General features: G+C 58.4%; 14 protein-coding genes. 10 read left to right on the forward strand and 4 right to left on the reverse strand.

What is annotated here, in order from left to right:
- Positions 1 to 28 precede the first annotated feature (28 nt).
- Positions 29 to 370 carry a histidine triad nucleotide-binding protein gene (locus tag LG409_RS05650; protein WP_039182057.1) on the forward strand — a complete coding sequence of 114 codons (342 nt, stop codon included), beginning with the start codon at positions 29 to 31 and terminating at the stop codon, positions 368 to 370.
- Between the two features lie 147 nt (positions 371 to 517).
- Here the strand turns inward: LG409_RS05650 and ettA are convergent, their stop codons facing one another.
- From ettA to LG409_RS05670, 4 genes are all read right to left on the reverse strand, one after another.
- Positions 518 to 2,179 carry an energy-dependent translational throttle protein EttA gene (gene ettA / locus LG409_RS05655; protein WP_016916580.1) on the reverse strand — a complete coding sequence of 554 codons (1,662 nt, stop codon included), beginning with the start codon at positions 2,177 to 2,179 and terminating at the stop codon, positions 518 to 520.
- A 1,057-nt stretch (positions 2,180 to 3,236) separates the two neighbouring features.
- The gene (locus LG409_RS05660) at positions 3,237 to 3,449 is read right to left on the reverse strand and encodes a PA3496 family putative envelope integrity protein (RefSeq protein ID WP_039182061.1); all 213 of its coding nucleotides are present in this window, start codon (positions 3,447 to 3,449) and stop codon (positions 3,237 to 3,239) included.
- Positions 3,450 to 3,688: 239 nt separating this feature from the next.
- Positions 3,689 to 4,126, reverse strand: a complete 438-nt coding sequence (locus LG409_RS05665) for a PAS domain S-box protein (protein ID WP_039182065.1) — start codon at positions 4,124 to 4,126, stop codon at positions 3,689 to 3,691.
- A 184-nt stretch (positions 4,127 to 4,310) separates the two neighbouring features.
- Positions 4,311 to 5,624, reverse strand: a complete 1,314-nt coding sequence (locus LG409_RS05670; RefSeq protein ID WP_227407786.1) for an MFS transporter — start codon at positions 5,622 to 5,624, stop codon at positions 4,311 to 4,313.
- A 112-nt stretch (positions 5,625 to 5,736) separates the two neighbouring features.
- On the opposite strand from LG409_RS05670, the gene LG409_RS05675 reads away from it, so the two are divergent.
- From LG409_RS05675 to LG409_RS05715, 9 genes are all read left to right on the forward strand, one after another.
- Positions 5,737 to 6,006, forward strand: a complete 270-nt coding sequence (locus tag LG409_RS05675; protein WP_039182071.1) for a SelT/SelW/SelH family protein — start codon at positions 5,737 to 5,739, stop codon at positions 6,004 to 6,006.
- On the forward strand, positions 6,003 to 6,890 hold the full coding sequence (locus LG409_RS05680) for a DMT family transporter (protein WP_227407787.1): 888 nt from the start codon (positions 6,003 to 6,005) through the stop codon (positions 6,888 to 6,890). The genes LG409_RS05675 and LG409_RS05680 overlap by 4 nt, the downstream gene beginning before the upstream one ends.
- Positions 6,891 to 7,169: 279 nt before the next feature.
- Complete coding sequence (locus tag LG409_RS05685) at positions 7,170 to 8,987, forward strand: TolC family outer membrane protein (RefSeq protein ID WP_227407788.1); 1,818 nt, start codon at positions 7,170 to 7,172, stop codon at positions 8,985 to 8,987.
- 196 nt (positions 8,988 to 9,183) lie between these two features.
- Positions 9,184 to 11,301 (forward strand): type I secretion system permease/ATPase, encoded by a 2,118-nt coding sequence (locus LG409_RS05690; RefSeq protein WP_446718792.1) that lies wholly within the window; start codon positions 9,184 to 9,186, stop codon positions 11,299 to 11,301.
- Positions 11,301 to 12,731, forward strand: a complete 1,431-nt coding sequence (locus tag LG409_RS05695) for an HlyD family type I secretion periplasmic adaptor subunit (protein WP_039182083.1) — start codon at positions 11,301 to 11,303, stop codon at positions 12,729 to 12,731. Before LG409_RS05690 ends, LG409_RS05695 begins: the two co-directional genes overlap by 1 nt.
- Positions 12,731 to 13,366, forward strand: a complete 636-nt coding sequence (locus tag LG409_RS05700; protein ID WP_227407789.1) for a response regulator transcription factor — start codon at positions 12,731 to 12,733, stop codon at positions 13,364 to 13,366. The genes LG409_RS05695 and LG409_RS05700 overlap by 1 nt, the downstream gene beginning before the upstream one ends.
- Before the next feature lie 56 nt (positions 13,367 to 13,422).
- Positions 13,423 to 16,578, forward strand: a complete 3,156-nt coding sequence (locus tag LG409_RS05705) for a UDP-N-acetylmuramoyl-tripeptide--D-alanyl-D-alanine ligase (RefSeq protein ID WP_227407790.1) — start codon at positions 13,423 to 13,425, stop codon at positions 16,576 to 16,578.
- A gap of 7 nt (positions 16,579 to 16,585) precedes the next feature.
- Entirely contained in the window at positions 16,586 to 17,584 is a 999-nt protein-coding gene (locus tag LG409_RS05710) for a hypothetical protein (RefSeq protein WP_227407791.1), read from the forward strand.
- An 8-nt stretch (positions 17,585 to 17,592) separates the two neighbouring features.
- On the forward strand, positions 17,593 to 19,389 hold the full coding sequence (locus tag LG409_RS05715) for an ABC transporter ATP-binding protein (RefSeq protein WP_227407792.1): 1,797 nt from the start codon (positions 17,593 to 17,595) through the stop codon (positions 19,387 to 19,389).
- Positions 19,390 to 19,544 lie beyond the last annotated feature (155 nt).

The raw sequence follows: 19,544 nt of genomic DNA on the forward strand, positions 1-19,544 counted from the left end.
AATAACGCGCCACACCAAGGAGGCTGCGATGGAGTGCCTGTTTTGTAAAATCATCAACCGCGAGATTCCTGCGGATATCGTCTTCGAAGACGAGCATGTGCTTGCCTTTAACGATATTAGCCCTCAGGCGCCTACGCATCAGCTCATCATCCCTAAAAAGCACATTGCCACGCTCAATGACATTGCGCCTGACGACCTGCCGGTGATCGGCCGTTTGCAATATACCGCTGCCCAGTTGGCCAAACAGCAGGGGTTTGCCGAGGACGGCTATCGGGTGGTCATGAACTGTAACGAAATGGGCGGGCAGACGGTCTACCACATCCATATGCACCTGATGGGCGGGCGTCAGTTCACTTGGCCTGCAGGCTAAGTCTAACGCGGGAGGCTCGCTTTGGCGGGCTAAGGGCGCCGTCATGCGCCCTGGCAAAGTCAGCCATCGCGAGCTGAAGCTCCCTCCCACACCCGCCCTGAAAGGCACTGGTGGGAGGTCGCTTTAGCGGGCGAAAGGCGCCTGCGGTCAGGCGTCGATGCGCTTGTACTTCATGCGCTTCGGCGTGTCGTTGCCGACTCGTTTCTTGTGATCTTCTTCGTATTCCGTGTAATTGCCGTCGAAGAACACCACTTCCGAGTCGCCCTCGAAGGCCAGGATGTGCGTGGCGATACGATCCAGGAACCAACGGTCGTGGGAGATCACCATGGCGCAGCCGGGGAAGGCCAGCAGCGCTTCTTCCAGGGCGCGCAGCGTCTCGATGTCCAGGTCGTTGGATGGTTCGTCCAGCAGCAATACGTTGGCACCCTGCTTGAGGGTTTGCGCCAGCTGCAGGCGCCCGCGCTCACCGCCCGATAGCTCATCCAGGCGCTTCTGCTGGTCGTTGCCCTTGAAGTTGAAGCGACCCACGTAGGCACGCGAAGAGACTTCATAGCCGTTGATGTTGAGAATGTCCTGGCCGTCGGACACCGCTTCCCAGACCGTCTGCTTGTCATCCAGCGCATCGCGCAACTGCTCGACGTAGGCGATATCCACGGTTTCACCGATTACCACGTCGCCCGCATCCGGCTGCTCCTTGCCGGTGACCAGCTTGAACAGCGTCGATTTACCCGCGCCGTTACCGCCGACGATGCCGACAATGGCACCTTGGGGAATGGTGAAGGAGAGGTCCTGGTAGAGCAGCTTGTCATCGAAACGCTTGGTGACGTTGTGGAATTCGATGACCTTGTCACCCAGGCGCGGGCCAGGCGGAATGTAGATTTCGTTGGTTTCGTTGCGCTTCTGGTAGTCGCCGGACTGCATCTCTTCAAAGCGATTGAGACGTGCCTTGCTTTTGGCCTGACGGCCTTTGGCGTTGCTGCGTACCCACTCCAGCTCCTGCTTGATGGCCTTCTGGCGCGAGGCTTCCTGCTTGGCTTCCTGGGTCAGGCGCTGCTCTTTCTGCTCCAGCCACTGCGAGTAGTTGCCCTCGAAGGGGATACCCTGGCCGCGGTCCAGCTCGAGAATCCAGCCCGCCACGTTGTCCAGGAAGTAACGGTCGTGAGTGATGGCCACGACGGTGCCGTTGTAGTCGTGCAGGAAGCGCTCCAGCCAGGCCACCGATTCCGCATCCAGGTGGTTGGTAGGCTCGTCCAGCAGCAGCATGTCCGGGCTGGACAGCAGCAGGCGACAGAGGGCAACACGGCGGCGCTCACCTCCGGAAAGGTTACCTACCTTGGCGTCCCAGGGCGGCAGACGCAGCGCTTCGGCGGCCACTTCCAGCTTACGCTCGATGTTATGGGCGTCGGCGGCTTCGATGATGTTTTCGAGCCGCGCCTGTTCGCTGGCGAGGGCATCGAAGTCTGCATCCGGTTCTGCGTACGCGGCGTACACGGCATCCAGTTTCTGCTGAGCTTCCTTGAGGGCACCCAGCGCTTCCTCGACGGTATCCCGGACGTTTTTCTCGTCGTCCAACTGCGGCTCTTGGGGCAAGTAGCCCACGTTGATGCCGGGCATCGGACGAGCTTCACCTTCAAACTCTTTATCGACACCGGCCATGATGCGCAGCAGCGTGGATTTACCGGCGCCGTTCAAGCCCAGTACGCCAATCTTGGCCCCCGGGAAAAACGATAGCGAGATATCCTTGAGAATTTGCTTCTTGGGCGGCACGACTTTGCCAACCCGATTCATGGTGAATACGTATTGCGCCATGGAAATCCGTTAGGTTGTGGTAAAAGCGGGGCCAGCGGTGCTGGCTTGGTGTACAGATGATAGTGCCCAGCGCGGCTAAAGGCCAGCCGCACGGTACTGAGTCAGGTGAGCAGTATGAAACGAAAAAACGTGTGGAAATGAAAAATTCTATGCAGACGGGCGTGAATCAATTGGCCTCCCACAGGCTGGCCTGGAGGCGCTCACTGCTGTGGGAGGGAGCTTTAGCTCGCGACGATTCAGGTACCAGTGCCTGCCCAGACAGTCGCCCAATGAAATTGGCCTCCCACAGGCTGGCCTGGAGGCACTCACTGCTGCGGGAGGGGGTTGTTGTGGGAGGGAGCTTTAGCTCGCGACGATTCAGGCACCGGTGCCTGCCCAGGCAATCGCCCAATGAATTGGCCTCCCACAGGCAGGTTGGGGTGGCTACTCAGGCTATCCTGAATCCACAGACCCCACCCCAGCCACTTTGCTGTTGTGGGAGGGGGCTTTAGCTCGCGACGATTCAGGTACCAGTGCCTGCCCAGACAGTCGCCCAATGAAATTGGCCTCCCACAGGCTGGCCTGGAGGCACTCACTGCTGCGGGAGGGGGTTGTTGTGGGAGGGAGCTTTAGCTCGCGACGATTCAGGCACCGGTGCCTGCCCAGGCAATCGCCCAATGAATTGGCCTCCCACAGGCAGGTTGGGGTGGCTACTCAGGCTATCCTGAATCCACAGACCCCACCCCAGCCACTTTGCTGTTGTGGGAGGGGGCTTTAGCTCGCGACGATTCAGGTACCAGTGCCTGCCCAGACAGTCGCCCAATGAAATTGGCCTCCCACAGGCTGGCCTGGAGGCACTCACTGCTGCGGGAGGGGGTTGTTGTGGGAGGGAGCTTTAGATCGCGACGATTCAGGCACCGGTGCCTGCCCAGGCCGTCGCCCAATGAATTGGCCTCCCACAAGCAGGTTTGGGTGGCTACCCAGGCTATCCTGAATCCATTACGCGCTGAATTAAATGAAAAGGGGCAATCCAATGATTGCCCCTTGTTCGAACGACAGAGCATCTGCCCGTAAGGCGCTACTCTTCTTCGTCCCAGTCATCTTCGATGGCGCGTTGCAGGCGTCGTTCTTCTAACCAGGCCTCTACCTGGCGCCGAGCGCGCAGGGTATCGGCTTTGCTGGGCTTGCTCTTGGCATACTGGTCGTCGTTGACCGCGTCAAGGTTGTCGAAGTCGTCAGCGTCCAGCCCGTCGTTGGTGTAAGTCTCGCGATTCAAGGGGTCACGGCTCATGGTATGCCCTCCAACCCAAGCCGGCGCACCGGCATCACAACGGCTTCCTTCAACCATGGCTCCTTTTGCTGTCCAGGAGCCATGACAAATGGAAGCACCTAACGCTAAACAAGCGCCTAGGCGCTATATAACGTCAGTTGAGGCGAAGTTCAAGTACAACTTGCATTGACCGCCGTTAAAAATTGCGAGCTGCCGAGCAAGGTGACCAATCGCTGTCAAATGCGGAATGGCAATAGACGCTATTCGGCCAGCTCCTGCTGCTTTTTCAACGCCGCCAGGGCCAGTTGGGCTTCGACCCGTTCGGTGACATCTTTCTGCACGCCGATGAAGTACATCAGGTTGTCGGCCTCATCGTAAACGGGCGTAATCGATAGCTCGTTCCAGAACATCGTGCCGTCCTTGCGATAGTTGCGCAGCACTTCGCGAGAGGGGCGGCCATCCTGCAGGGCATCACGAATCGACGCGAGGGCATCCTGGTCGCGGTCTTCGTTCTGCAGGAAACGACAATCTCGATAAAGGATTTCGTCTGCACTGTAGCCGGTCAGACGCTCGAAGCCCTTGTTGACGTAAATCAGAATGTTTTCGTCACCTTCCTGCTCTGCAACGACAATGCCATCTTCAGAAGCATCAACAATGCGTTCGAGTAACTCCGGGCTGATCAAGGGAGATCGTTTCATCAATGGATTCCTGTTGCTTCTCGTCATTCTAGCCGTGTCGCTGTTCGTCAGCGCGAGGCTCGTTATAGGCAGGGTAGGCGATGCCACTTACCACTGATTACAGCTAGGATAGCAAAAAAACCACGTTACGCCGTGATTCCCGCCCATCATGGCGAGCGTTGCACGGGTTTGCAATCCTTGAAGATCACTCTGCTTCTGGAAGGCGCTGAGCGCTTACCATGGCACCCAATGCAGTGACCGCCAGCACCAGCAGCAGAAGGCTGCTGCCAAGCCACTGTGCCAGCCCGCCAATCAGGCCACCCACTGCCAGCATGAGCACTCCTGTGAAAGTGTTGGACAGCGCCACATAGAGTGCTCGGTTGTCCTGACTGGCTATATCGACCAGGTAGGTTTTGCGGCCCAGGCGAACCCCATGGTGAATGATCATCAGCAGGGCATAAACGCAGGCGTAGGGCAGTACGCTGCGGGTCCACTCGCCCGGTAGCCAGGCAATGCCCGCGCCTAGGCAGCAACACAGTGCGGTACCGATGGCAGCATCACGCATGACGCGGCGGCTGGAGTGGTCCGCACGTTTACCCCAGATGGGGCTGGCAATCATTGCTGACAACCCTGACACCACCACCATGATGCCTAGCCCGCCCAGCTCACTGCCGCTCTGCTGTTGACCCAGCAAGGCCAGATAGGGCAGGGCGAGCGCACTGGAGAGCAGCAGCGCTCTGGCCAGGTTGAAGTGCAGGAAGGTACGGTCCTCGCGCATCAGGGTGACCCCGAGCTTGATGCTGTCCCAGGCATTTTGACCGCCTTCTACGGCGCCCGGCATTTCCTTGATGCGCGCGGCGCTGAACGCGTTGAGCAACCATCCCGCCGCCGCGACACATAGCAGCAGGGCCAGCGCCACGTTACCTGGGCGATCACCGAACCACAGCAACACACCGCCCGCCGCCAGCGTGGCGGCCCCTGCTACGCTGCCACTCCAACCCATCAGGGTCCCTCGCCGGCGCTTGGCAATGGTCTTACCCAATACGTCCTTGGTGGCGATCGACGAAAGCCCCCTCGCCAATGACAGCACCACCAGTACCGCCAGCACCAGAAATCCGCCCACTGTTCCGCTGCCCCAGAGCGCCAGTAGCGCGAGGCACAGTGCGGCCAAGGCTTGAAGCAGCGCTCCGGTGACCCATACCCACTTGCGCTGAGGTTTCAAGCGGATAAATCCTGCCACGAAAAGCTGAGGTAGCAGCGCACCAGCCTCGCGGATGGGGACCAGCATGCCCACCATCCAGACCGGCGCACCAATAATGCCCATCAACCAGGGCAGCACCAGCCGCGCGCTGGAAAGTTCATCCGCCAGCTTGTTGCCCAATGCCGCCCACAAATGATGAAAAAAATTGCGCGGCTGCTCTTGGCAGGCGCCGTCAGGAATATCGGCGCACATGCGGCTATCATCATCGCCCGTCAGCCACTCATAGAGACGCGTTTGTGTAACATCCGGCTGGGCCATGGGGGTTCCTTGGCAGTTGCTAATATAAGATGACAGAATGGTTGATCAACATCATAGCGTAAGCAACACGATAATTTAGCTTGCCTGGGAATCGACCGATAAGGAGTACGTCATGCCGCAGATCCGGATTCGCTACTGCACCCAGTGCCAATGGCTGCTGCGCAGCGGCTGGTACGCTCAAGAGTTACTTTCTACCTTTGGTGAGCAGCTCGATCAGGTGGCGTTGGTGCCTTCCCATGGCGGCAGCTTTGAAATCTGGTGCGATGATACGCTGCTTTGGGAGCGTAAACGTGACGGCGGCTTTCCAGACATCAAGACCCTCAAGCAGCAGGTGCGTGATCATATCGACCCCGAGCGTGATCTTGGGCACATAGACCGATGAGTCAGGACAGAACAGCCATCCTGTATGGGCTGGGGGCCGTGGCGCTATGGTCAACGGTCGCGACTGCCTTCAAGCTGGCGCTCTCCTGGATGAGCCCGATAGAGCTGATGTGGCTGGCGGCGCTGGTGTCGTGGCTGCTGATGGGGGGGCTGGTGGCCGTTCAGGGGCACATGCTCCAGGCGCTCAGGCATGGATGGCGTACGGCCCTGTGGGCGGGGCTGATGAACCCCGTAGCATATTATCTGGTGTTGTTTGCAGCCTACGACCGCCTGCCGGGACAAGAGGCCATGGCCTTGAACTACACCTGGGCATTGGCCATGGCGTTTTTGGCAGTCCCCTTGCTAGGACATCGGTTGACGCGTAGAGACATTGTGGCAGGGCTCATTGCCTATGCGGGCGTATGGGTGATTGCGACCCGAGGCCACGTATTGAACGTTGCGTTCGAAGATGCGTTAGGGGTTGCGCTGGCCCTTGCGTCAACGTTGTTGTGGGCACTGTACTGGTTGCTGAATGCGCGGGATGTACGTCCGCCATTGGTAGGGCAGTGGCAAAATTTCAGTGTCGGGTTACCTGTTTTAACCGTTCTGTTACTTTTGGGGCCTGGCTTTCAGTGGCATGGCATGGTGGCACTGGCATCCGGGGTTTACGTGGGACTATTCGAGATGGGCATTGCCTTCGTGCTTTGGCAGTTGGCAATCCATAAAATTTCTCGAACCGCCAAGGTATCTACGCTGATATTCCTCTCTCCACCGGTATCACTGATGCTGCTTTATGTCGTGGTAGGCGAGCCGCTGCTGGGCTCGACGCTGATTGGCCTGTTGCTGATATTGATGGGCCTGGCTTTCCAGCAATGGCCCAGAAAAGCGCCTCTCGAGACGGGCTGAACGTTTTTTTCAGCACTTTATTGTAAATTTTTGTGACTTTTGTTTTTATGGCTTGCCACTGGCGCTCAGGCGATTAATTTAAGCTAATATCAATTTGCTAAGGCGTTCTTGCTAGACAGTACTTAGCCAATTGAGCGCGGCAAAAGTAAAACGCGATAGATGAGTCAGTGTCGGCGGGTAAGCAGCCAAGGGGGTGACAATGCAAAGTGTTCGCGTTGTTGCAAAGGAAAGGCTACTTGCTCATCTGCAGCGAGAAACGTTCATAAGGGATCCATGGCCATGAAGAACAACGCGACAACACTCACAACACCCACTTTTCTACAACGCGGCTTGCTCCCCGCAGCCGTGGCAACGCTCAGTTGCCTGCCGCTGCCTGCACTGGCTCAAAACCTGCCTTCCACGCTGTACGCGCCGGGCTCGACAGATGTGGTCAGCACCATTCAGCAAAGCATCGTCAGTAACCCCCAAGTCAATGCCGCGTGGGCCAATTTCAGCGCGACAGGCAGCGATGTGCGTGTTGCCCAAGGCAATTATCTGCCTTCCATCGATGTCTCGGCGGGGGTCGGTCGCAGGGACCAGCAGAACGATGGCCGGGGCAGTTACAACAGTGACTTCGCCGAGCTGACCCTGACCCAGATGGTCTTCGATGGCTTCGCGACGCGTAGTGAAGTGGAGCGTCTGGATCGTACGCGACTGATTGCCTATTTCGAGCTGCTGGGGGCCAGTGAAAATATTGCGTTGGAAACGTTCCAAGCGTATCTGGATGTCATGCGTTTCCGTGAAATGGTGCGTTTGGCGCAGGATAACTACCGTGAACACCGCCGCGTGTTTTCGCAGATCGAAGAGCGCGCTCTTTCGGGTGCGGGTAGAGGGGTAGACCTGGCGCAAATCAGTGGTCGTCTGGCGCTTGCCGAGTCCAACCTGATGACCGAAGCCTCCAACCTTCATGACGTGACGGCGCGCTATCAGCGCCTGGTCGGCCAACTGCCGCCTCAAAACATGACGCCTGCGCCCTCGCTGGCGGCTGATTTGCCTGCCGATGTGGGGCAAGCGATCCAGATGGCGTTCCTGGGTAACCCTGAATTCCATGCGGCCATCGAGAACATTGCTGCCCAGCGTGCCGTGCAGAGCGCAGAGCGTGCTGCGTTCATGCCGCGTCTGGATATCCAGGGGCGTACCGGCACCAATAATCAGGACGACGCCATTTCAGGGCGCCGCGACGAGCACAGCATTCAGCTGGTCGCGAGCATGAATCTTTACCGCGGTGGTTCTGACAGTGCTGCCTTCGATGCGGCCACTACACGTATCGAGCAGGCGGTCAACCAGCGCGAAGTCGCCTGTACCAACGTGCGTCAGACCACGCAAATTGCTTACAACGATACCCAGCGCATTGGTGAACAGCTGCGCTATTTGAATGACCATCGTCAGTCCATCGACCGAGTTCGGGGTGCCTATCAGCAGCAGTTCGACATTGGGCAGCGTACCCTGCTGGATGTGCTGGACAGCGAAAACGAGTTCTTCGAGGCCAGCCGGGCCTACGCCAATGCTGAGTTTGACCTGACGCTGGCGCAAGCCCGCACGTTGGCTGCCATGGGCCAACTGATGCAAACGCTGGAGGTCGCCCGTGACGACATCCCCAGCCTGGCAGAACTTGGCTACGAAGGCATGGCGCAGAATCCCGAGATGGCGTGCGGTACCGAAGGGCCACGCGGGTTTACGCTGGAAGACTTCACCCGTGGCATCAGCGGGTTACCGATGAATACCACCACGCCGCAAACGGCTTACACCTCGAGTGAACCCGCTCTGCAAGCAGAGGTTCAAGAGAGCGTCTGGGCCGAACCGACGATGCCGACGGTCAGCACAGCGCCCAGCGTGGGTAACCTGTACATTCAGGTAGCCTCCCTGGGGGTGGCTGAGCGTGCCGAGCTGCTCAGCGCACAGCTGGGTGAGCAGTTGACCAGCCAGTCGCGAGTATATGCATCATCAGGCAACTTTCGGGTTCAGCTGGGGCCGGTCGCTTCCATGAGTGATGCCCAGCAACTGCAGCAAACCCTGCGTGGCCTCGGTTACGCCGATGCCTTCGTGACCAACGGCTAGCCGCCACCGGCTACTGAAAACCAGTGATATGCCCGCTGCCAGCAAGCGGCGGGTTGGTTTCAGTGGCCACCCTGGCGTGCTTTTCATGAGCAGTAGACGCTTCACCTGAGGATATGAGGTCTGTGTGACACAAGCGAAGGTAACGACGACGGACGCAGTAAACTCACTGTCCAGTGAACAGCCAAATGGCGATGAATTGCTGGAGTGCCTCAAGGCGATTGCCTCCTTTCATCAGCATGAAGTGTCTGCCGAAGCATTGCGGGCAGGGCTTCCTCTGGAGCAAGGCAAGCTGACGCCGTCGGTATTTGGGCGTGCGGCTTCCAGGGCCGGGCTGACGGCGCGTATCGTCAAAAGTCGTCTTTCGGCACTCAATCCTGCGCTGCTACCCGCCGTACTGCTGCTCGAACCTGGGCGGGCATGCGTCTTGTTGGCCATTGACCTCAAGCAGCAAAAAGCACGCGTTCTGTTTCCTGAGTTGGCAGAGTCAGAGGTCGAGATACCGCTGGCGGAGCTTCACGCGGGTTACAGTGGCGATGCCATTTATGTGCGTCCGAAGTTTCTGACGGACAATGCTTCAGAGCCAAGCGTCAATAGCAAGAAGCGTCGCGACCAGCACTGGTTCTGGGGCGTTATCCGCGAAAATCGTCGTCTATACCGAGACATCGTGTTGGGTTCGCTGGCCATTAACTTGTTCGCGGTGGCCATGCCGCTTTTCGTGCTCAACGTGTATGACCGTGTCGTACCCAATCAGGCAACCGAGACCCTGTGGGTATTGGCTGTCGGTATTTTTATCGTCTTGTGTTTCGACTTGGCGCTGCGACTGATGCGCAGCAGCTTCGTTGATCTGGCGGCAAGCCGTGCGGATGTCAAACTCTCATCATCCATTATGGCGAAATCGCTAGGGCTGCGGCTCGAGGAACGGCCTGCGTCCACCGGCTCGTTTACCTCGACGCTTCAATCCTTCGAGTCGGTGCGGGCTTTCATTGGTTCCGCGACCATTCTAGGCATCGTCGATTTGCCGTTCGTGCTGATGTTTGCGGCGATCATTGCGCTGATCAACCCCTGGCTGGTGCTGCCGGTGTTGGTGGGCATCGTCTTCGTGCTGCTTTACGCGCTGGCTGCTCAGGGCAAGTTGCACGAGTTGTCGCAGACCACGTGGGAGGTGGGTGCACAGCGTAACTCGCTGTTGGTAGAGTCGATTTCCCAACTCGAAAACGTCAAGGCCCTGCGAGCCGAAAGCCGTATTCAGCGTCAGTGGGAGAAAGCCACGGCATTTCTGGCCAAAACCGGCAGTCAGCTGAAAATGGTCAGTACGTCGGTGTCGAACGTGGCGCAGTGGGCGCAGCACAGCATTGCGGTGTGCGTGATCATCGTCGGCGTTTACCAGATCATTCAAGGCAACCTGACCCAGGGCGGCTTGATTGCCGCTTACATGCTCTCTTCGAGGGCCATGGCACCGATTAGCCAAGCGGCTGCGCTGCTGGCTCAGTACCACCAATCTTCCACGGCGCTCGAGTCGCTCAATAATGTCATGGACAAGAAAAGCGAGCGTCATGAGGGTAAATCCTACGTCGAAAAGCCCAGCTTCGAGGGCAATATTCGTCTCGAGAAAGTCACTCTGCGTTACCCCAACGAAGAGCGCGATGCCCTGCGCGAGGTGTCGATCCACATCAAGGCGGGGGAGAAGGTGGCGTTGCTGGGGCGTATCGGCTGTGGCAAATCATCTCTCAACAAGCTGATCATGGGGTTCTATCAGCCGACGGCAGGGGCCGTGCTGGTCGACAACGTCGATATTCGCCAGCTGGATCCGCTTCACCTGCGCCGCCACATAGGGTATGTGCCGCAGGATGTCAGTCTGTTCTCGGGCTCTTTGCGCGACAACATCGTGGCCGGTGGTGGGAATGACCGCGTGGATGACGAAGCGTTGCTCAGGGCGCTGGAGCTCGCCGGGCTGGAGGCACTGGTGAATGGCCACCCTCATGGGGTGGATTTGCAGGTGGGCGAGCGTGGTCAGGCATTGTCCGGCGGGCAAAAGCAGTCGGTGGCCATTGCCCGAGCGCTGGTGCAGGACCCGCCCATTTTGCTGTTGGACGAGCCCACAAGCTCCATGGACAACGCCAGTGAAGAAGCTTTCAAAGCGAACCTGACCCAGATATCGGCAGGCAAGACCATTCTGGTGGTCACGCACCGTACATCGTTGCTGTCGCTGGTCGATCGCATCATCGTCATGGATGCGGGCAAAGTGGTGGCCGATGGCCCCCGCGATACCGTGGTGGAGGCCTTGCGCCAAGGTCAGATCGGGAGGGCTTCCTGATGGCACGCAAACCTGCTCCCACCTCCGAACAGAAAGGATTCGACGCGATCGGCCGTTTTTCCGAAAAAGGCCAAAAGCCGTTTCGCCCTTTCATGGATCGACTGTTTGCCAAACGGGTCACGTCTGCTCACCTCAACCGGGATTGGGCAAGCGATACCGACTGGGCGCGTATGCAGCAAGAGCCCATTCGAGCACGGGTGTTTCTCTACACGGTACTGTTGACCATCGTGGCGCTACTGGTGTGGTCCTACTTCGCCGCCATCGATGAAGTCACCCGTGGCACGGGCCGCGTCATTCCCGCCAGCCAGCTCCAGCGTATCCAATCCTTCGATGGCGGGGTGGTCAATCAGATCATGATTCGCGAGGGGCAGCTGGTCAGCGCTGGCGACGTGCTGATGCAGATCGACCCGACTCGCTTCGTCTCGGATTTCAGGGAAAACCGCGCCCAGCGTTTTGCGCTGGAGGCTCGTGCCGAGCGTCTCAGGGCGTTGGCCACCAACTCGCCTTTCGAGCCCTCCGAGGAGCTTCGCCAGGAAGTACCCAATATCGTCATGCAAGAGCGCGAAGTGTACGACAGCCGCCGCGAAGAACTGCGCGAACAGGAAAACGTGCTCAACGACCGTATCCGGCAGCGTCGCGAGGAGCTTCGTGAAGCGCAGGCAAGACGAGATACGGCCCAGCGCGAAGCGAACATGGCCAGCCAGGAACTGAACCTGACACGTCCTTTGCTGGCATCCGGTGCGGTATCGGAAGTAGAGGTGCTGCGTTTGCAGCGGGAAGTATCGCGTGCCACGGGCGAGCGCAGTCAGGCAGATGCCTCGGTATCACGCTTGCAAGCTGCCGTGGAAGAGGCCGAAACCCAGCTGAGGGAGCTGGGGGCCGAGCGTCGCAGCGAGTGGCGTAATGATCTGGCCCAGGCGCTGGGTGATCTGAATGCATTGCAGCAGTCAGGCACCGGTTTGCAGGATCGCGTCCGGCTCACTGAGATTCGCTCACCGGTAGATGGCATCGTACAGCGCATCCACATCAATACGATTGGCGGTGTTGCTCAGCCGGGGCAGGAAGTCGTGGAAATCGTGCCCAGTGACGATCAACTGCTGGTGGAAGCGCGTATTGCCCCGCAGGACATTGCCTTCCTGCACCCAGGACAACCCGCCACCATCAAGTTGACGGCTTACGACTATGCGATTTATGGCGGCCTGCAGGCGGAACTCGAGCATATCAGTGCCGACACCATTACCGATGATGAGGGTAATACTTTTTATCTGGTTCGCGTACGTAGCCTGGAAAACGAAAGCGTCGCCGAACGGCTACAGGTCATACCGGGGATGACCGCTCAGGTGGATATCGTCACCGGTAAGCGCACGGTCATGCAGTTCATGCTGAAACCTGTTTTGAGAGCGTGGCGAGATTCCATGGGGGAGCGCTGATGAAACACTGGTTCATAACAACAGAGGGCGGTTTGAAAGCGCGCTGGAAAAAAGCATTTCCCGGCACGGCGCAACTGACCCTGGAAAGTGTGGTGCAGCGTGTCTCTGCCCATGACATCGTATGGTTGTCCACCAGCGTCGAGGGTTGGCCAGAGCAAGTGACCCGCTTGGCCAATCTGGAGGCGGTGGTGGTGGTCATGAGCTACGCGCCTGATGATCGAGAAGCGCTACATGCACTCGATTTGGGTGCCCGTGGCTATGTACATACATTGGCTTCTTCCGAAGTACTGCAGCAGGTGGCCGTGGTGGTTGCCAACCAGGGGGTCTGGGTAGGGCAATCACTGCTGTCGAAAGTCTTGGGAGGAGCGTTCAAGGCGTTACAACAGCGTGTAGAGCCTTCGCGCTATGCGCACAGCGAGTATCTGAGTCTCTTGACCGAACGAGAGCGTGGCGTTGCCTTGGCCATTGCCAGCGGGGCAACCAATAAAGAGGCGGCTCGCCAGCTGGATATCACGGAACGCACGGTCAAGGCGCATCTCAGCGCCATTTTCAGAAAGCTGTCGGTGCGTGACCGCTTGCAACTGATCCTCAAGCTGGCCCCCACCACGGAGTACGCTCCCAATAGCGTGGATTGAAGCAGTGCTACTCCGCTGCCAATGCTGCGCGTCCAACGCCCTTGAAGAGCCCTGACATGCCGAAGGATTCAGTGCAGCCAGCCGCGATGACCTGCGCCCCTCAAAGCATGGATTTTTCCAAGGCGCTAGAGGTGATGGGCCACACAGCCATGCCGCTCTGGCAAAGCCGACACGCCCGCGAGGCATCGTTTGCATCGCTCCTGCTGATCTCTGCGAGTGATGGTTACTCACGTGCGCAGGTAGTTACCGTGACGGTGGCTACCGACGAACTCGAAGCGGGCAACTGGGCATCCGTGGTGCCTGCGTTGACACAAGCCGTGGTCAGGCTGCAGGGCAAGTTCGAGCATCCGTTGACCGGATGCCGTATCGAGTGGCCTTTTGCCGTGCGGGCATGGCACTGGGCTGCTCTCAAGCAAGAGCTCAAACGCTACAAACGCAGCTACTTTCGCAGCGGTTTGGCGTTTGAAGGCAAGCGCGAACCCCGACTGCTGCTCAGTGAAATGGAGCTGAATGCCAATGCCTGCCTTTATGGTGGGCACCAGGTGGGCCATGCGCAAATCAATCAGGCCCATCTGGAGCGTTACTTCAAAGCCCGCCACGGCTCCAGTCAGATGCCAAGCTTTGCCGATGAGATGAGGGTATGGAGCTTTGCGACGGCTGGGGTGTTCCTGGAATTCAGCAGTGAACCGCCGAGCCACCATACCCTGAGCACGCAGCCCCGCTGCTGGGGGCGGCGTGAAACCCCGCCGTTGACACCTGCCTCCACCGCCGAACTGATTGGCCGCTCGACGCGCTTTCTGGGTAGGCAGGTCAAGGCGAATGGCCGCTACGTGTACGGCTACTTTCCCTGTTTCAATCGTGAGATTGATACCTACAACATACTGCGCCATGCCAGCAGCACCTACGCACTGTTGGAAGGCTATGAAAGCTGCGTTGCTCAACGGCTGCTCGACGACGAAGCGCTAGGCCAGCTGCGTGACCAGATAGGGCGTGCGGTGGAAAGTTTGTGTGCCCACGATATCCTCCAGCGTGATGGCGCGGCCTATGTGGTCGATACGGGCAACATCATCAAGCTGGGCGCCAATGCAGTGGCTATCCTGGCGTTGGTCAAGTATCGGCAGGTGATGGACGATGACCGCTATGTCGGGCTGGCCGATGCGCTGGCACTGGGGATCGTCCGCATGCAGGAAGCCAATGGCAGCTTCGTGCACGTGCTGAATGCGCCAGATTTATCACTCAAGGAAAAGTCTCGGATCATCTATTACGATGGCGAGGCAGCCTTTGCGCTCATGCGGCTATATGGCCAAACCCGCAACCCTCAGTGGCTGGCGTGTGTCGTCAAAGCCTTTGACTATTTTATCGACAACGGTCATGAGCAGGCCCACGATCACTGGCTGGCCTACTGTACCAACGAGCTGGTGATGTACCGCCCCGAGCGCCGCTATTTTGAATTTGCGGTACGCAACGTAGCAGGTTACATCGACTTCATTCGCGACCGGATCACCACTTTCCCGACATTGCTGGAACTCTCCATGGCGTTCCACAAGACACTGCTCACGCTGGAGCAGATGCCGGAGCTTGCCGATGTGCTCGATGGCCTGGACATCGATGCGTTCTATCACGCGCTGCATAGCCGCGCGAACTACTTGCAGAATGGATTCTTCTGGCCGGAAGTGGCCATGTTCTTCAAGGCACCGCATACCGTTCAAGATGCCTTTTTCATCCGTCATCATGGCTTCCGCGTGCGCATCGACGATGTCGAGCACTATCTCTCTGGCTTGGTGGCTTATCAGCAATTGCTTGGCCATGGTCGGCAGGCGAGTTTCAGGGTGGGCGAGGGCAAGCTGGAGGCCGAACCACTGGCATCGATGACCAAGGGGCGCTGGCATGTGATGCCGCCAATGGGCTGGCAGGCCACAGGGCTATGTTGCAAACAATCGTTTTTCGAGCCAGGTCATCTCGTGGTGGCGAGAGGCAGGGCTGATAAAGGCTTTTTTACGGAAGCCGCCATAAAAGTGCTGGTGGAGCAGGGGGCCTCGGCCATCATATGTGAACAAGGCGAGGTTTACCAAGCGCTTGGGGTGCCCATTCTGCAGGTAGAGGATGTCAGGGCCGCGGTGCTCGCCATTGGGCAACATCAGCGCCGCCAGTTTCGTGGGCGAGTGGTCGGAGTCACGGGAAGCGCGGGCAAGACCACCGTGGTAGCGATGTTGGCACACGCTTTGGATGACGGCCCCGTGGGGCAGAGTCGAGGGAGTGCCAACTTGCCCATCGGGGTGGCCTGGAATCTGGCGTCCATGCCGCAAACGGCAAACTATTGGGCCGTCGAGATGGCCATTGGCTCCATGGCGGTCAATACAGCGCTGGCGCGGCCTGACCTTGCCATCATCACCAACATTGCCGCGTCGCATCTTGTCTATCACCACTCTCTCGATGAAATTGCTCGAAAGAAAGCGCGCATCTTCAGGAGCATGGCGCCCGGTGGAGTGGCGATTCTCTATCGCGACAGTGCCCATTTCGCGTACCTTGCAGGGCAAGCACGACATTACCGCTTGACGGTGATCAGTTTTGGAGAGCATGAGGAAGCGGATGTTCGACTGCTGGAATATCAGGGGCAGGTCGGACAAGTCTGTATCGATGGCAATGCATATACCGTCGAGCTGGCCGCGGCAGGGCGCCATATGATGTTGAATGCCCTCGCCATATTGGCCGTCGCCCAGCATGACCGGCTGCCTTTGTCGAAGGTCATCGAGCGGTTGCGCACTTTTCAGGCAGTCCCGGGCCGAGGTGCCGTCACTCCTCTGCACTACCAGGGGATGCACATCACTCTGCATGATGAAGCCTACAATGCCAACCCGCTTTCCATGCGTATGGCGCTGGAAGCCTTTGCTGCCTTGCCGGTCAAGGGGGAAAGTAAGCTGTTGATCATGGGCGACATGCTGGAGCTGGGCGAGGAGGCAGAAGTGCTGCACCGTGAGTTGTCGCCGTTGATTGCCGCCTTGGCCACACGGCGTGTGCTGCTATGTGGCCCGCTGAGCCAAACGCTGTTGGCGACGTTGGGCGGTGAAGAAGAGGGCGTTTATCACTACTCGGAGGTCAAGGCGCTCAAGGCGGACCTCGTGAAGCACCTGCAGCCAGGTGATCATGTGCTTGTCAAAGCGTCCCATGGCGTGGGGCTTTCCTCGCTGTTTGCACCGTCGAACCATGGGTAGGCAGGCCGTGTGGACGACCCAGCGCCGCTGGTTGACGTTCGCCGCCTTGCTGGTGAGTGCTGTTCCCGCCCTGGCACAGCCTTCTCAGGAAGCGGGTGTTTGTCATACGCTGACACGCGAACCTGCCTTGTCGATAGTGGAAGCGGTGCAGATGCCAGATGTGTCGGGTGCGGTGACCCATTTTGCCGTACAGGCGCCCGAGCCGCCGGTCTCCAGGGATACTCTCAGGCAGGATGATATCGCCACTCAACTAGCGGCTGCCCACGCGCTATTCCAGGAGGTGCTGGGCCTGACGCCACCCCTACAGATGCCACGTTATCGATATGCCGAGGCGATGGTGGTGATTCTGCGAGACGATCAGGTGCGCGGCGGACAAGCCTATGACGAAGTGGTGCGTAACCCTGCCATGCCAGGGTGCCATATTCGCATGGCGCTGGGAGGTCGCGTGGACGCCTCTGGCAATCTGACGCCTGCCCACGAGCTTTTTCATCTCTACCAAAACGCCCATATGATGTTCAAACAGGGGTGGTTACACGAAGGCTTGGCGCGCTGGTCGGAGTCGCTGTTGAGTGGCGACGTGCAGCCCGGCCCACCTTTACCCACGGATAGCCTTGCATTGGAAAGGGTCATGCAGTCCAGCTATGGTGCGGTGAGTTTTTGGCAGCGGCTATTCTATTTGCTCGACCCTCAAGGCAGTATTTCCTTGCCCAGGTCACTGATATCGCTGCGCTACCAAGATGGTAGCCACGTCGTTGAGCTTGAACGCCTGTACGGCAGCCGTTTCGTGGCGCCCCTGTTCGACGCGCTCCACCAGGCCAGTATCGCTTTGGCTCAACAGCAGCAGTGGCCCCTCTATGGGTGGGCCGAAGCCGAACAGCGCAGTACACACTACAACGACGTTATCCTGGCCGCCTTACGACACGCGATATCGACCTATACATTGCAGCCAGACCAGCCGGATGAGCTGCGAGCGTTCATGCAACTGATCGATGCCAGGTTGGAGTAATGTACCTCATGTTCGCGAATGCAGAGCAGGTGGCTCATCGTCAGCATCTGCGTGCCTTGATGGGCGCACTCTTGCAGGAAGTGATTTATCCGTTTCGCTGGCGAGTGCTCGTCATTATCGTCATGCAGATAGCGGCACAAGCGCTGCTGCTGGCCAGCTTGTTATTGCCCTGGCAACTGTTGCAGGTATTGATGACCGGTCAAAGCCGCTTGACCAATGGGCTACCGGCGCGGTTTGGCGATAATGACAAGATCGCCATGCTGTTGGCATTGGCTGTCCTCTGCTTTTGTGCCTTCGCTCTGCTTCAGTGGCTGATCAAGCGCTGCATCTCACGCTTCTTCGACACCTTACTGAAAACGCTCAACAAGACGCGCCTGGTGGCCAATCATCGCGCCTTGGGTAGGCGCGTGCTGACCATCGTGCTGGGAGCGCTATCCTCGGCCTGCATTGCGCTGCTGTTTTGCCTGGTCATTGGGTCATTACACCTTGTGCTGGGATTGCTGGCGGCGGCCTGTGTGGCGACCCTGGTGGGCATCGTGGTGCGGCATTATCGTTTCGAAAAAGTGCCCCAGATTCAGGAAAAGCTGCAAAGCAACGTGTTGACGGTGATCAATGTCAGCTTTGCGCTGGGGTTCGGCATCCTGGTCATCGATTATATTTATGGCTCGGTGCGCCCCCTGTTCACGCTGTTCATCCTGCTGATTGCCCTGCGTCAAATGATGGCTGCCAGCGTCAATGGCATCGTCAACGTGCTAGGGATCATCAAGCATTTTAAGCACATCAACATGCTGCTGCTGCCCCGTCCACGGCAAGTATTCATAGAGGAGGCCACCGATTTCCTCCAACGCTTCGAAGCAGCAAGGTTAGCTCAATGGTTGCCCGGCTGGCTTGCCGAACGTCATCATGGCGTCTTCGAGATCGTCGAATGCCGCCTGCTTCATGGGCGTACCGTTTCCCACGTGCTGCTACGTGCTCAACACGGCAGCGCGCCACCCGCTTACTGGCTGTTGAAATGCTACGTGCCCGCTCGGGAGAACGAGGCGCATCATGAAGTGGCATTGCTCGAAGAGCATCATATGACAGCCTGCGCAGTACAGCCCGAAGTGCCCAGGCTGCTCGAGCATGGTGGCTTGCTCTGGTGCCGTTACGTGGTGCTGAACGTCGGGAGCCAGCGCCCACAGTGGCTAAATTCCGAAGAGCGCAAACCCTGGATGGCCCCACTTCGCAAGGCGCTGCTGCAACTACCGGTCTCTCAGGGGCTCGTGATGCAATATCGAGCCACCTTCGCTTCGCTGCCTGAGCGCATGAGGAGCATCGACACCGCCTGGTTTGATTACCTTACCCATGAAGACAGGGAAGCCTTTCAGGTAGCGCGTTTCAAAGAGTGCTGGCCACATATCATTGCCTTGGTCGAGAAGGTGCCTCAATGCCTGACCATCCATAATCCCGCCAGCGCGCGCCTGGCCTTGGTAGATAATAAGCAGTTGCTGCTGTTGGATTGGCATGGGTGGGCTCATGACACGCTGGGAAGCTACTGGCCTCTCTCGGCCAAGCTGGCGTCAGAGGTGCAAACGCTGCTGGCAGCCCAATGGCCAATGCTGTGCGCCTGCCCCAGGTGGGCGGAGTTACAGACCCCTGACGTGGCGGCACATCATGTTGCTCTTGCTGCCCGTGCCCATGAGTTTTGCCACCGTTGCCGAGCCAGTAACGATGCGGGTGCGCTCAACATGTTGCCAGGTATTCTGAAAGCGCAAGAGGCTCTTCTCACAGCGACGGGACACGACGTTTCGTACGCCGCCAAATAAGCCCGATTCATCCTTTTTTCTTATTGGCCACCGGTACAATAGGCAGCCCCGTTCGCTACCACTATCTTGTTTAAAATGCCGCTAATAGGCATCGCTACGTTCGTGGCGACTAGCATCGGCAACCCCTTAATCGAGCAGTGGGTGGAGAACAAGAC

Source organism: Halomonas sp. NyZ770 (genome assembly GCF_020616575.1).
GTDB lineage: Bacteria > Pseudomonadota > Gammaproteobacteria > Pseudomonadales > Halomonadaceae > Vreelandella > Vreelandella hamiltonii.

What these genes read in the sequence shown, in the direction of transcription:
- LG409_RS05700 (WP_227407789.1), top strand. Translation starts at nt 12,731, where the DNA reads ATGAAACACTGGTTCATAACAACAGAGGGCGGTTTGAAAGCGCGCTGG.
- LG409_RS05715 (WP_227407792.1), top strand. Translation starts at nt 17,593, where the DNA reads ATGTTCGCGAATGCAGAGCAGGTGGCTCATCGTCAGCATCTGCGTGCC.
- LG409_RS05685 (WP_227407788.1), top strand. Translation starts at nt 7,170, where the DNA reads ATGAAGAACAACGCGACAACACTCACAACACCCACTTTTCTACAACGC.
- LG409_RS05650 (WP_039182057.1), top strand. Translation starts at nt 29, where the DNA reads ATGGAGTGCCTGTTTTGTAAAATCATCAACCGCGAGATTCCTGCGGAT.
- LG409_RS05705 (WP_227407790.1), top strand. Translation starts at nt 13,423, where the DNA reads ATGCCGAAGGATTCAGTGCAGCCAGCCGCGATGACCTGCGCCCCTCAA.
- ettA (WP_016916580.1), bottom strand. Translation starts at nt 2,179, where the DNA reads ATGGCGCAATACGTATTCACCATGAATCGGGTTGGCAAAGTCGTGCCG.
- LG409_RS05665 (WP_039182065.1), bottom strand. Translation starts at nt 4,126, where the DNA reads ATGAAACGATCTCCCTTGATCAGCCCGGAGTTACTCGAACGCATTGTT.
- LG409_RS05660 (WP_039182061.1), bottom strand. Translation starts at nt 3,449, where the DNA reads ATGAGCCGTGACCCCTTGAATCGCGAGACTTACACCAACGACGGGCTG.
- LG409_RS05675 (WP_039182071.1), top strand. Translation starts at nt 5,737, where the DNA reads ATGCCGCAGATCCGGATTCGCTACTGCACCCAGTGCCAATGGCTGCTG.
- LG409_RS05695 (WP_039182083.1), top strand. Translation starts at nt 11,301, where the DNA reads ATGGCACGCAAACCTGCTCCCACCTCCGAACAGAAAGGATTCGACGCG.
- LG409_RS05680 (WP_227407787.1), top strand. Translation starts at nt 6,003, where the DNA reads ATGAGTCAGGACAGAACAGCCATCCTGTATGGGCTGGGGGCCGTGGCG.
- LG409_RS05670 (WP_227407786.1), bottom strand. Translation starts at nt 5,624, where the DNA reads ATGGCCCAGCCGGATGTTACACAAACGCGTCTCTATGAGTGGCTGACG.